This is a genomic window from Epilithonimonas bovis DSM 19482 (assembly GCF_900108115.1).
In the GTDB taxonomy this organism is placed as follows: domain Bacteria; phylum Bacteroidota; class Bacteroidia; order Flavobacteriales; family Weeksellaceae; genus Epilithonimonas; species Epilithonimonas bovis.
In genome coordinates this window covers 81521-95602 of record NZ_FTPU01000011.1, presented here as the reverse complement: position 1 = coordinate 95602, position 14082 = coordinate 81521, and the positions used below count along the sequence as shown (strand labels likewise).

At 33.6% G+C, this 14082-nt stretch carries 13 protein-coding genes and 1 tRNA gene; all 14 read right to left on the bottom strand.

Translation table 11 applies throughout. The features are described from left to right. Positions 1-268, bottom strand: a 268-nt coding sequence (locus B0B05_RS06615) for an ISAon1 family transposase N-terminal region protein (protein WP_076782874.1), incomplete at its 3' end; no start/stop codon positions are given. Positions 269-335: 67 nt separating this feature from the next. Further along, the gene (locus B0B05_RS06610; protein WP_076782873.1) at positions 336-764 is read right to left on the bottom strand and encodes a cold-shock protein; all 429 of its coding nucleotides are present in this window, start codon (positions 762-764) and stop codon (positions 336-338) included. Between the two features lie 429 nt (positions 765-1193). Next, on the bottom strand, positions 1194-2396 hold the full coding sequence (locus tag B0B05_RS06605) for a C1 family peptidase (RefSeq protein WP_076782872.1): 1203 nt from the start codon (positions 2394-2396) through the stop codon (positions 1194-1196). A 163-nt stretch (positions 2397-2559) separates the two neighbouring features. Continuing rightward, positions 2560-2952 carry a Fur family transcriptional regulator gene (locus B0B05_RS06600; RefSeq protein ID WP_076782871.1) on the bottom strand — a complete coding sequence of 131 codons (393 nt, stop codon included), beginning with the start codon at positions 2950-2952 and terminating at the stop codon, positions 2560-2562. A 140-nt stretch (positions 2953-3092) separates the two neighbouring features. Continuing rightward, a tRNA-Phe gene (locus B0B05_RS06595) sits at positions 3093-3165 on the bottom strand. A gap of 1100 nt (positions 3166-4265) precedes the next feature. After that, positions 4266-5171: a hypothetical protein gene (locus B0B05_RS06590; RefSeq protein WP_143745960.1), complete on the bottom strand. Its 906-nt coding sequence runs from the start codon at positions 5169-5171 to the stop codon at positions 4266-4268. An 83-nt stretch (positions 5172-5254) separates the two neighbouring features. Next, complete coding sequence (locus B0B05_RS06585; protein WP_076782869.1) at positions 5255-6997, bottom strand: hypothetical protein; 1743 nt, start codon at positions 6995-6997, stop codon at positions 5255-5257. Positions 6998-7066: 69 nt separating this feature from the next. Further along, the gene (locus B0B05_RS06580; protein ID WP_076782868.1) at positions 7067-8191 is read right to left on the bottom strand and encodes a response regulator; all 1125 of its coding nucleotides are present in this window, start codon (positions 8189-8191) and stop codon (positions 7067-7069) included. Beyond that, positions 8178-10652 (bottom strand): N-6 DNA methylase, encoded by a 2475-nt coding sequence (locus tag B0B05_RS06575; protein WP_076782867.1) that lies wholly within the window; start codon positions 10650-10652, stop codon positions 8178-8180. The genes B0B05_RS06580 and B0B05_RS06575 overlap by 14 nt, the downstream gene beginning before the upstream one ends. Before the next feature lie 55 nt (positions 10653-10707). Beyond that, the gene (locus tag B0B05_RS06570) at positions 10708-11034 is read right to left on the bottom strand and encodes a hypothetical protein (RefSeq protein WP_076782866.1); all 327 of its coding nucleotides are present in this window, start codon (positions 11032-11034) and stop codon (positions 10708-10710) included. Positions 11035-11259: 225 nt separating this feature from the next. Continuing rightward, positions 11260-11943, bottom strand: coding sequence for a toll/interleukin-1 receptor domain-containing protein (locus tag B0B05_RS06560; protein ID WP_076782864.1), 684 nt, complete (start codon positions 11941-11943; stop codon positions 11260-11262). Between the two features lie 52 nt (positions 11944-11995). Next, on the bottom strand, positions 11996-12322 hold the full coding sequence (locus B0B05_RS06555; protein ID WP_076782863.1) for an HIRAN domain-containing protein: 327 nt from the start codon (positions 12320-12322) through the stop codon (positions 11996-11998). Positions 12323-12414: 92 nt separating this feature from the next. After that, positions 12415-12909: a DUF4411 family protein gene (locus B0B05_RS06550; protein WP_159435842.1), complete on the bottom strand. Its 495-nt coding sequence runs from the start codon at positions 12907-12909 to the stop codon at positions 12415-12417. 2 nt (positions 12910-12911) lie between these two features. Then, a complete protein-coding gene (locus B0B05_RS06545; RefSeq protein ID WP_076782861.1) occupies positions 12912-14048 on the bottom strand; it encodes an ImmA/IrrE family metallo-endopeptidase in 1137 nt (378 codons plus the stop codon). Between the last annotated feature and the right edge of the window lie 34 nt (positions 14049-14082).

Genomic DNA, 14082 nt, shown 5'->3' with positions numbered 1-14082 from the left:
GTAGAATTTTGCCTGACTTCAAATCAGTCCATCTTCTGCGTTTGATATGCAGCTGTACGGCTTTTCCACGAAGCGGAAAGTCATCAACCGTAATCTCTTCATGAAAGCCTTTAGATTGAAGCTGTAAAACTGAAAATTCTTTGGGAATTGTATTTTTCTCTTCAAAATAAAGGTGAAGCAAGCCATCAATATCTTCAAATTTTACAACATCAAAGTATTCAATTAAGTATTCAGGTAATAATAGCTTGAGTAGGTCTTCTGTTTTCATCCTCTACAAAAGTATCAATTTTTGCCATTACTCCCCAACTTTTGTTGCTGATCCATAATACGACATATTACTTGATAACCTGAATATTAATCGCGGAAAAACCTTTTACAGACTTTTCTTTTTCATAGGATACTTTATTACCTTTCTTAAGAATCTCCGGACAGTTATTAGCATGGTAAAAGACATTCTCTTTGGTGTCATTTTCTGTAATAAAGCCATAACCTTTCTCACTTACAAAGGTTACAAAACCTGTTTTAACAGTCTCTTCCGGCTCTATAGGTGCAGCACCTAACCTGATATCTTCAACATTTACCTCTTCTCTTTTCTCTGGCGGCGTACTGACAATTCTGCCAAATTCATCAACATAAGAATAAAGATCTTCTAGATCTTTTCCTTTGTTATTAGTGCTTTTACGCTCTTCGCGTCGCTGCGCTTTTTCTTTTTGTTTTTGTAGTTTTTTCTTAAAGTTTTCCTTTTTTGAGAAAGAATCTGCCATAAATAATTAGTATGATTTTTTATTAATAATCTAAATTAAAATAAATTAATGAAACCTGAAGTCATAAAATTAACCCAACTAAGGCTAAGATTCGGGACAATCACGGAAATAGTTATTCACGTAAAAATCAACAGTTCCTAAAACCCTTGGTACTTAATAAATTGCCAAATGATTACGCTTGTAGGTTTTTGTTTACCTTATTACTTTCCTAATATTATAGTAAGTAGGTGGCAAATGAAAAGAAAAAGAATAAAAGAAAAATGGATATTTCTAAGTTGTAGAACAAAACTAATCCAAAGGTTCGCTCATTAATTACTTTGCAAATATACAACAAATTATTGACATCTCAGTTATAGCTATTTACACAAATTATTAGTTATAAAAAAACCGCCCTTTTGCAGAACGGTTTTGATTGTTTTACAATAAAATTTACAAACCAATGCTTTTGCTTGGCTTTAGTTGCCTTCTAATCGTTTTGGGTATTGCATTTTTATGGACAAGAATAGCCGTGGACTTATATTCCACATAAGGACGTGTTACATAAATATAGCCATTGTAATCGTTAGTTACACCCCAAGAAATTTTTACCATATAATATTCCTTTCCGGATTGGTCCTTAGCCAGCCCCACAATATGCATCCCGTGGTCATCGGTTGTGGAGAGATTGTTAAGCGCTGTTTGACGCAAATCTTCAGTAATAGCTTTATCCTTTTTCGGCTCTGTAAATAATGTTGCTTTGTTGGCTTTGGTAATCTGATCCAGATCTACGTCCGGCACATAGGCTACACCATTTTTGTAAGAAAAATAAGGTTCAGACACATCTGTTGCCCACCCTACCGAATAGCCTTTTTTCACCGAATTATCGATGATAGCTGTCAAATCTGCCATAGGCACGTTCCAGTCGGCATCATGGCTCCAGTTGTCAGGAATCGGCACTACAAATTTTTGATAATACGGATAATCTTTATAAGATGACAGTTCTACATAATCATCAGGATTAATTGCTACAACCTGCTTCGCAAAAGTCTGTGGTGTATAAGTTTTTCCTTCGTATGAAAAACTGGCCGGTACTTTACCAAGATATTCATCCAAAACAGCATCTACTGCAGACATCCAGTTATCCGAAAGCTTAGATTTTGATGATGCGGCAACCAGGCTGTCCAGCACCGGTTTTAGTTTATCCTGCATCTCCTTAAAATTATTAAGGGTTTGTCCCGCTTTTAGACCAGTATAAACCTCCTGAGGAACTGCGCCGTATTTTTTGTACATATTGATGACGTCATGCAGTTCGCCACCATCTCCCCAGCTGATTGCGCCGCCCGTAAGAACATACAACTTCGCTTTATCATGATAGGAATTCCGTGCTGTAAAAATCTCTGATAAATCAACGGGCTTTTTACCCATTCTCTGCATTTCAGATTCCAGAAAAGAGTTCCCCGAGTAACTCCAGCAGGTACCGGATGATCCCTGATTCTTAACCGAGGTAGCTCCAACATCCTTAAGTGTCGTAAACTGAAAATTGGTATTTTCTGACTGATTATTCTTTAATTTGTTGATCAGCTCATCCTGAGCCAAAATCATACTTCCTGCACAACATACTAAGAGCAGTGATGCAAATCTTGTTTTTTTCATTACGATAAGGTCAATTATATTTAAAATAGTCTTTATAAAAGCAGAATTGTTACATCAGTTATATAAAACTGAATGCTAAACAGATTATAAGATACAAATATAGGCAGAAAAGAACAATTGCAACATAATTGCAATAATTATTTCCGTAAATGATAAACAATAATTAATTACTATTTGCTGAGCAATTGGGACATAGACCACTGATAACAAAATTGTAACTGCGACTCACATAGCCCTTGGGAAGCTCTATCTCAGGAACAGCATTTTCTATACAAATTACAGAATGGCAGGATTCACAATTGAAATGAATATGCTGATGATCATGGTGATCAGATTGGCAATGTTTACATTTGGCATAATTGACTACCCCATCTACATTCACGATCTTATGAACTTTGCCCTCTTCTTCCAGTCTTTCCAAAACTCGATAAATAGTAACCCGGTTACAAAGAGTTCCCAGTTTATCCTGAATGTCAGCATGAGACCATGCTTTTTCCGACTCTTCTATCAGTTTTAGAATCTCCGTTTTTGCATTTGTGTTTCTTACCTGTTTCATATCCTAAAATAAACTGTTTTGTTCTTGGGAAAATATTTAATTAAAGTTACGAATAAATGCGCTAATAATGAAAGAACTCGACCTCATCAATCATTTAATGGTTTAAAAAACAAAAAACCGCCTATTTTAGGCGGTTTAAGTGGTTTCTCCAGGGATCGAACCAGGGACACACGGATTTTCAGTCCGTTGCTCTACCAACTGAGCTAAGAAACCTTTCTTCTCAATTTTGAGTGGGGCAAAAATAACATCTTTCGTATAAACTTCCAAATGAAATTAAAGAAATTATTATAAAAATAAAAAACCACCTTAAGTAAGGCGGTTTAAGTGGTTTCTCCAGGAATATGTATATCTTTCTAAACACCGATTGATAGGTGATTTTTTAGAAAAGGAGATTTTCAAGGTAACCGAATATTCCACCATGTGAAATACAACAATTTTTATCTTAAATCTTAGAATGTAAATTTATGAATATATTTTGAATTAATTGCACTTGAAATTAATTTCTTTATCTCATTTTATATTCCAATTTCCTGTGGTGGGTAGTTCCTCTTTTTAAATTATTTATTCAAAAGTATGTTTTACAAAATCACCTTTCAAAATAGAAAAACGAGTTCCGAGTTTTTTCAAATGCTTTCCGACAGGAAGGCAAGAATTCTTTGAAACCCAATTTGAAAAATTGTGGGCACAAAGACACATCTTGCAACTAAAATTTTGTAGTAAGTTCGAAATTCTTTAGAGGTCTAGAAACGTAATGTGGATGAGGGTTCTGGAGGTTTTATAGATTATTAAAACGGATTTGCTTTTTAAAGAAAAAAAATCAGGATAAGATAAAGGTTTAGGTTATATCTTTTTTAGCCAGGTTATGGGATTGGGTGTACCTAATTTACCCAGGTTAATCTGAAACCTGTGGTTCAATTACGCAGGTTAATTCTGAAACGATACTTCATTTTCGCAGGTTGTACGAATTGGAGATTTTTTCAGATTTTATTACTTAACTTCAAGAATCTGTCAAAAATTTTTCAGAAGAAAAAGAAAAAAAAGAAAGTCGTCCACTCTCGTGGAAGGAAAATGTGATGCAATATTTTTTCAGAAAAATTTTGGGGCTAAATTTTACCGCCACAAAAGTTTTCTGAAAAACCTTTATGGCTTGATATTGCAGCATATTTTCGTGAACAGAAATTTGCTTTGTTTTTTTTATTTCTTTAAATTAAAGATACAGCTCTCAGAAGTAAAAAATAATTAAAAAAATGTCGTAATGATTCCACACATCAATTGAATTCATTTTACAATTTTAATTATAAGAATTTTCTCCCTCATTTCATTCTAATTTCACATGATGATGATGCAGGAATCCACTCCCTGTACTTATTCATGATTATTCCTAAATTCTGCGTATAATAGAAATCTGGTAAAAAAACTTTGACATGTGATTCCAGAAAGAATCCTTTTCTAAAATCACATTCCTGCCAAAATCCTTTTTGAGCTCTGACAATTTCATTATTTACTCTCTCGAGCCAATCACTAATATTTCGTTTATGTACAATTGGAAAAGAATAGAATTCATGGCAAAACTTTTTTGACAGTTCTTCAACCTCATCAGAAGTCTTGTACTTTCGAAATAAAGTAAAATAATTGATAAACTCCGCACATTCTGAATAAGAATAACCCCAAGGCAAAACTTTGTAAATATAAAAATCTTCATAGGCTAAAAACCAAGATCTTATGGAATTCATCGACAATGCACCTTCTTCCTTGATATAGTTTCGGAGTATATTGACAGCATCCTTGCAAATCTTTGTAATTTCGAAAAAATCCTTATCAGCTTTAAAACATTTTTCCTCATCTTTATAAAAAGATATTCCAATCATTGTTTTACTAATTTCAATTTCTGAAGTTTCTAGGGACTTACACTGTCTAATGTCTGTAATTTCATCTTCATGATAGGTGAAAATCAATTTGATATAACAAATGCCATCATTGTTTACAAATGCAATACCTTCACGTCTTACATCTTCAAGATCACAGAATGCTTTGTAGGATTTATATGTAGTGTCGAATTCCGGTATTCTTTTAATGAATCGAACAAAACGAGCATATACTGCAACAAACGTTTTCTTTGAGACATTGCTAAAAGTTTTGTCATCATCCAATAGAACATCCAGTAAATTTACATCTAGATTTTCAAAAGCCGAGATTATCAGTTGTTTCTTGTCAAGCATAAATCGAGTCATATTTCAATTTGCATTAATCATCTAAACTTCAATAAAAAAAAACCGTCCATAACAAATAGACGGTCTTAGAATTAGTCTGCATTATACATGGACGTATTTACAATTTCACTTTCTCTTTCACGAAATACCTTCTCACCGGAAACAAAAACTTTAATCCCACAGAAACCCAATTTATTTCGGTCATCTTCAACTGGAAAATTTGAAATCAACAAACCATAATTATAATCATTCTTTTTGAAGAATACACTGCCGAAATCGGCACTTAAATCTGCGTTCCAGTTTTTATACACTCTATTGCTTTTCATATTATAACTTGATGCAATACGAACTGTAACATCTTTCGCATTCAATCTCGTTCCTTTTGTAGAACCATTGTAGGCATTTGGATCAAAAAGCCCATCTAGTCTATCAAATACTTCATCTGAAAGAAATGATAACTTATTTCTTCCTTCTTCTGTCGATAGCTCTTCTACGGAAACTGTAAAAATATCGTCTATAGAAGTAAAGATTCCTTCAACTTGAGTGATCGCAAATTTGGTTTGTGTTGTCAGTCCTCGAATTGAATTGTCAATCAATTCTTCTTTCCATTCCGGATCGCTGAAAATCTCCCAATCTTGCTCAAATTTTGCATAATTACCAAGCAAAGGAATACTTGCCATTATTCTAAATGTTCGGTTATTGTGGTAACCGCAACATCTTCCTGCAATTCCTTGAGCACCATTTGCAAGTTGTTTGTCTCTCGGCTCAATTCCAAACCTTATTTTTTCCTTTAATTTGCCTAAATCCTTTCCGGCGGTTAAAGCTTGAACGATTATTAGAATCACCCTTCTTCCCATCCTCATAATTAAATTTGCTACTTCAGAAAGACCTTCATTTATTGAAAAGTCACACGCAGAATCAGATCCAATAACTAAAACATCAACATTGTCTTTCAGTTTTGTTCGCAACAAGTTTCTTAATTCCAATGCTCGCAACGTAGTTGATTCTCTGATAATTCCCAATCCATCATCAAAACTCAATAAATGCTGAACATATTCAATAACATTTGGATGAACAACATATTCTCCATTGTTATCTTGCAGTGGTGAGAAATCTAATGGCAAATCATCAATCATATTTTCCTTCAACATCTCTGTAATTCCGAAATAGGAAGGTGGTCTTACTCCTTCTACAACATCAATGTCTGCACTTTTGGTAAAATGAGCATCTAAAATATCATAAGGTGTTGCACTTACAGCAACCAAACCAATTTCCGGCAGCTTGCTCCTTAAATTATCGAAAAATGCAAATTGGAAAGAAGATTCTTCGCCACATCCGTACTGATCCTCATCTCTAACTATAAGTTGAACTTTAAGATCGCGTACAGCTTTGAACGGATTCGGATAATTAAAGAACTCATTCATCTTAATCACCTTAATTCGCGAGTATTTCATTTGTCCTTCGGAAGCATCATAAAAATCTGCTTCCAAATTTCGGTTGTTCTGATTATACAAATCAGTATCTCGCATGCTTGTTACAAACAGTACATTTTCATGACCGCTCAACAAACCGATTGCAGGTAATACATAATTGCATAGAAAATAAATGGTCTTTGATTTACCACTTTGCATTGATGCAACAAATGCTATATTTTGATTTCCTTCCTTTATGGAAAGTCCCAATCTTAAAGCATTTATAATCTGATTCTCAAAAATACCTGTTCTTTGAGAATTTGCAAGCGTATCCACAATATTAGTGTGGAGTGATGCAGGAGCATCCAACTCATCAAGTAAATTTCTAATTTCCTGATTCCAATAGTTCTGATAATCTGTCATAATGCACCGTTTTTAAATTAACAGTACAAAGATGAGCACGACATGTGCAATAGATTTGCACAGATGGATTTAATCTACAAAAATACACTTAATATGAAGCGGATTATCTTCTTTAGGTTCAATTTTTAATTTTTGACCTACATAAAGAGAAAATTGCTCACCAAGTTTTGGAGGAACAGAAAACCGAAGATTATTGTCAGAAATAAAAGTAGAATAACCATTCGCGGAAACTTCTGTAATCTCTCCCGAAAGAATATTTTTCTTTAGCCACGCTATTTCCTTATTTTCAGTAGTTTTTTTCCAATCATTCAAATACAGATTAAAATAATTGAGAATTTCTAGTAAGGAATGCACGGTGGAAGCATAAAGATGTTTTGCTTGATTTTTTGAGCAATATTCTTGAACCCGAAAATTAAGTTTTTCACCGCTATGAGATCCGTCTTGAGTTAAATTTAGGGTGCGGTAAATTAATTCTCCAATGACAGGATGTATGATTTCTTTTGAAAATTCAAATTCATTATGTCTGCAATTCAAGAATAAACTGCAACCGTTCAACGATTTAATGTCTGGAGAAATTATTCTTAAAAGCTTTAATTCATCAAACAATTTCTCGAAAATCATTCGTATTGAATTGTAATCGTCGAACTGAATGGTACTTTCAGAAAAAAGCTTTTTTAGAATCTGCAATAAATCATATTTGGTTTCAGACTCTAAATGCGATTCAAAAATTTTGAAAGAATCTTGATATTGATGAATGAGTTGGGTTTCGTATTGTTGATCGGCTTCGCTTTTCAATCTTGCGTAAAGGTTCCGAATTTGATTATTGTCTAATTTATCGTAAACACAATCTTCTTTTCCTTCAGATTGTATGAAGTCGTTATCATTTTTTATTTTTTCTTTACCGGTTAGAATGAACCACGGAATATATTTTTTAGGACGAATTTCTTTCAAAGAATTTACCACATTCATCAATGCTGTTTGTCTTGTTGCAACTCCTTCCTCTTCGGATGTATTATAAAATAATCCATCGAGAATTGCTCCATCATACCAAAGAAAATTTTCCTTCAAATCGGCAATTGCAGTTTCTGCATTATCAAAAGGAATCAGTTCAATTCCAGCATCAATTGCCATTTGTCGGATACTGAAAAGCGACTGATATTCATCATCTACCCAAAATACTTTATATTTCTTCATTGTCAATTTGTAAATCGTCTAAATTTACAAATTCTTGCTGATAATGAAGTGATACTTCAAAAGTTGTCGCAAGATCAGTTTCGCCTATACCTTCTGGACCAGTTTCGTCAACAATATACCAATCACCACCAAAATATTTAATAATTTGATCAACGATGTAACCTCCCATTCCACTTCCTCCATTTTTTCCCTTTTTAATTCCCTTGGATCTAAAATCATCAAATGTGAAATTTTCCGGCATTGGATTTCCTGTATTTGAAATAAAGATTGTAAAGGTTTCAAATTCCTCAAGGATTGAAGTCGAGATTTCAATTCTTCTTACCTCCTCCTTGTTCCAATTAAACCCGTGCTTTTTAATGTTTGAGATTAGATTATCAAGTAGAAAACATAATAGATCTTCATTCGCAAAGGTGAAGATTTTGAAGTCATCACTCTTAATATCATTCAAATTGATATCAAATAAAATATTGGGGTTCTTCTCACTTACATTCTTAAAATAGTTTTCCAGAAATGGCACAATTTCAATTGGTGAAACAGGATATTCACTTGGAATAAAGTCTTCTGTTTGGCTTCTGACTTCTTCAGTAATCCTTTTAGAATCCTTAATTAAGTTATCAATCAATTCTCCTAGATTTAACAATTGATTATCGTTCAACTTTAAAGAAAATAATTGTGGAAATTTCGGCAACACTTTTCTTTCAAGAATCTGTTTGATATTGGACGCAAAAAATTCCAAATTAGAAACTGAACCTGCAATTTTATGTCTTAGTATTGCGTTTTTTTCAGCTTCCATGCTTTGAAAGTCTTCATCAACTTTTTGAATCTCATCTTGAAGTTCTTTAATTGCAGAACTTAATTGTTCTTCAATTTCCTCCTTTTGTAAATCTGATGAAACCAAATTGATTTTTACATTCATCAAATCATTCACTCGTATATCTCTTACAGTTGAACCAAAAACCTGAGCTTCTATCTGTTTTTGAACATAATCTTTGTTCAACTCATTTATTAAATACTTGTAAGAAATAACATCTTCATCAATAATTTTTAATAATGCAATTCGTTGATGGCATAGTACAGCTTGTTTACCCGAAAAGTAGGTTGCGTTCAAATTTCCACCGATTAATGAAACCAAAACACCTTCTTCATCCAGAACTGTGTAATACATCAAATTTTCTAGTGTGGAGATGGGTTCTAGCAAATCATAATTAATAGAGGGCAATATATTTGGATCATGTCCCAGATCTCGAACGTTTAAAATCTTAGAAATATCAGTAAAATTCTCTGGTTTCTGTCGCTTAGCAACTTCTACTAATTCGTAGAGAGGAGTTCCTTCCAACTCTTCCAAAAAATACACTTTACCTTGAAGATTATAATCTCTATTTCTTATCTCTTCCGCATCAACAAGAACCGATTCCCAAGGCTGAAAAAGAAAGTTGTTCGTTTCAAAGTTGTCCCAATCTATATATGATTTCCTAGTTTTAGACTTTGATAGATAATCATCAAAGTCAATAAATTCTATTTTAGTACTTGGTTTCTCCGTATTTAGCACCAAAACATTTATTGCAATATTGGTATGACGGAATACGCCTGTCGGAAAAATAAGTACTTTTTCAACAAGATTTTCATCTACCAATTTTTTGAAAAGTTCTTTTTCTGTTTTTCGTCCCGAGGAAAGGAACGCCGGTCGAACGAAAAGAATAATCTTTCCGCCAATTTTAAGAGATGACAGCGATTCTTCTATAACGAAATGCTCTAAATCGACTTTATCACCAAAACTATTTTTAACATCAATTCTGTTAAGAATAGGTAATCTAGAAAAAATAAGATCAAATTTTTCCTCTGAAGGCCAGTTTTCAATACTACTTTCTAAAACATAATCGAAATTTAATTTTTGGTGTGCCCAAAGACGCAACTTTCCAACTCGCCAAATTTCCGGATTGTATTCTTGTCCAAAATATTCAGTTTCTCCTGATAATTCGGAAACAATTTCTACATTAGATGCAAATGGATTGTAAACATGTCTTGCATTTTCAACATGCGCAACATCCAAAACCAATTTCATCAATTTTGGATGAACGATAAATGCACCGTTCTTGAAAGACAATGATTCCGTAATTACCTTAAAAACAAAATCAAACAAAGCCGGAAATTGATCTTCAAAATATGATTTTTCAAGCAAAGAAAAATAAGAAAATATTTGAGCGAAATCATCAGCTGAGAAAAAACTTAAGACACGAAAGTGCGGTAATAATCTGAACAATTCTGAAGGATTATTGTATTCTGTCTCTTGCTTCAATTGGTAAACAAGTTCTGAAATACTCCTATTCTTATCAACCACTTCATCTTTATAAATACAAAGTAAAAAAAGTGTAAGTGTATAATCATTTGGTGTAATAAATCCTTTTCGACTATAAAATGAAGTAATGATCGTGTTAACTTCTATGATTTTTTTCTTATCCATATTTTATTTTAGTAAGCCTTACTTAATGATTTTATAAAATTAGCAAATAAATCCCTCAACAATTCTTTCTCTCCAAGATTTTTCCCAGCACAATTACAAAGAAAAAATGCTCCGGCTTCAAATCCTTTTCTTCAACGCCATCGTCTTGGGCGATGTAGATTTTTTTGCATTCCACAATCATTTGAGGGGCGTCTTTGTTGTAACCCATTTGAAATTTCACGGTTTCATAATCTTTGAAACCTATAATTTCTTCTTTTTCGTCTAAAATGCAAAGACGGTTGATAAAATGATCGGTGAAATTTCTGTATTCCTCGGTTTTTGTTCCGGCGAGAATTTCGTTGAACCATTGTTTTTGCAGAACAAGATAGAGTTGCTTTTTCATGATTTTGCTTTTTTAATGATTTGTGAAATCTTCGTTTTCATTTGGTCTAAAGAAAAGCCAAACAAAAAATAAAGCGACAATGATCGTGATGAAACCTCCGAAACTAGGAAATGTTTCTATCAACAAGCCAAAAATCATTATGAAACACCATAAAACAATGCCGATAATTGCCGCTGTAAAAAGAAATTTTAAAAATTGCATTGGGAGAAATTTTTTAAGGAACAATTAGGTCAAAATCAATTCAGAAAGTTTATCCGCAATCTGATCCATCGTTTCTTCTTTTGTACTTAAACCACTGCGAGAACCAAGAAGAGGACTTACATCCCTCAAATTTTCAAAAGTTGTTTCATGCACAATCGGAACAAGTAAATCACGGGCAAGCAATGCAGATAATTCTTTATCAGCGATACCCTCATTCTGAATCCTATCTAGAAAATTAGGAGTTACCAAGACAATTCCAACTTTGGATTTTGCCAATCCTTTGTCTATTTCTCTCATAAGCGATGTTCCTAAAAAAACATCTTTTTCACTAAACCAAACAGAAACACCTTTTGATTCGAGAAGATCATGAAGTTCTTTTGCTGAATCTTTTCGGTCATCCCAAGCGTGACAAAGGAAAATATCTCTAAGATCGGGCAATGAAGATCGTTTTTCAACATTTTCTCGCACAGGAGTTAGTGTTCTTACCTCTTCCGGAGTGTAATAAATTACTGAACCAGGCTTAGACCAACGAGGTTTTATTGTTCTTCCAGAAGTTCCGCTAGATCTTGTACTTCCGCTTGAAGGATAAGAAGGTGGTGAATATGAAGAATAAGAGTTGTAACTACGATGACGATTTCTGCATGCAGGACAATTTGCTGCGGCACTTGCAGAGCGATGGCCATTTACTGGTGCTGTACATCTTGACATAATATTAATATTTTTTGATTATTATAAAATTTGTAGTGAAAGTAATACACAATTAGTAGACTAGGTCCGGCGCCGAAACCAAGTGCACCACAATTTCCACCTGTCTTTCTGTGTGTTCTTGCGGATCGACTTTTTGGATTCTGGCTTCGAATTGCGTGATTCCTACTTTTAGGAGTTTGTAGAAAATACGGTTTTCTGTTCTAGGGATGAAGCCGATTTTTGCACCTTTGAAATAAATGGCGACTGCTCTCGGATCCCACTTGTTGTCTTCCTCGAGTTTGAATTTTACCTTTTTGCCGACTTTCAATTTGTTGAAAACATCAACGCCATCGTAAAAAGTGAAACCTGCAACGTGGAAATGTGATAAATGCTCTTTCATGATAATATTTGTTTAAAATTATACCACAAAGGAACAGGTGATGTGTGCAGTAGAAATGCACAGCAAAATTATTTGTAAAAATCTATTACTAGCTAGAAAGTTTCATTCAATTCCCTAAACATATCTATAGGTCGAATAAATTTAACGCCGAAATGAATACAAGGTTCGGGAATTTTTATTTTCTTTTTACTGTTTGGATTACTGGTTTCATGAGTTACAATCACACAGCCATTTTTTTTAGCATATGCAATTAGCCATGGATCTGCTAAATCAGTTTGCAAAAATTCATCTTTGGCAGATTGTAAGTATTGGTCGCTATCATTTGTCCAAACAGCAATCTCTGCGTAAGTATCAACGCAAGGAGAAGAATCCACAAAAAAATCCGCTCCAATTTTTGTTTCCAACCAAATAGAAAGTTGATCAGGTGTGCTTGAGCCACAAATTTCTTTTTTTACTTTATCAATACTCCTAATTTTTCCATTATTAGAAAGCTCAATTAGTTTGTTCCAGAAAGAGGGAACAACATCAAACGGATAACTTGTTTGGTGTGCCTGAATAAAAACATTACTGTCTAATAAGTAAACCACAATTAATATAAAAATTCAGTTACAAATTTATTGTAGGTATCGCCTTTCATGTTGGTTAGTCTGTATGCATCCCTGTAAAGTAATTGATTATCTTTCACTGCATTATTTACAAATGCTGCAAACCTTAAACTAACTCTTTTTTTTGCAGTAGCATAGAAATCACCTCCGGAACCCAGTCTATCTTTTTTGGCTTTATATTCTTCAATATAATTATTGTAAAAACTAAAGAATTGAGTGCGTGTAATTAAATTTAGATCAAGGGCACGTCTAGCTGTTACGATTGGACTTACCTTAAAAATTCTACTTAGATATTTGAAATCTTGAGTAGTTTCCCATTTTTTTAAGAAATAAACTTCAGGAACTAATAATTCGGCTGCAACTTTATCGCACAAAAGCTCTACAGGATCATCTGCTGGTAACATTTTATCCATATCAAAACCAGCACTTTTGCCGAGCCAAACATGAGCTAGTTCATGAATTAAAGTGAACATTTGTGCTGCTTTCGCATCAGCAGAATTTATAAATAAAAAAGGCGCGCGATCATCTACCAATACAAAACCTCTACATTCCTTCACATCTATCACTCTGTGCGTATTGCTGCCTACAACTCCATTATAGGTAACGATAATTCCAGCATCTTCAATTTGATTGGTTATGAAATCTAATGCTTGTTCCCAATTGTTGTATCGGCTTGCCCAATCATTTTCTATATTCAGAACCTTTCGGATATCATTAACAATTACTTTATAATTGTCGTTCACAGAAAATTTACCAACGAATTCCAACTTCGGAAAATCAAGTTCTTCCAAGTATTCAGTGAGCCAGTTCTGACGGTCTTTTATGATTTGAATAGTTTGAAAAACATTTAGACTAACCTTATTGGTAGGAAATTTATTTGCACTTCTAAAAAAAGGAAGGGGAATTTCTTCTTGTGGTGGTTTAGGTAGAAACATATAACCGAAAGGTACATGAACTTTGTGCGTGAAACTTTCCAGCTGTTTTACTGTGGGAAATTTTTCACCTTTCGTCCAACTTTCTATAGTTGGATTTTGAACATAAAATTCCTGCAGGTCATTACCATTCCTGATAATAGCCCACTCAATTAATTCTTTGTTGATATTTTCAACTCGAGTACTCACGAAGCAAATTTAGAAATATAAATTAAGTGCAACA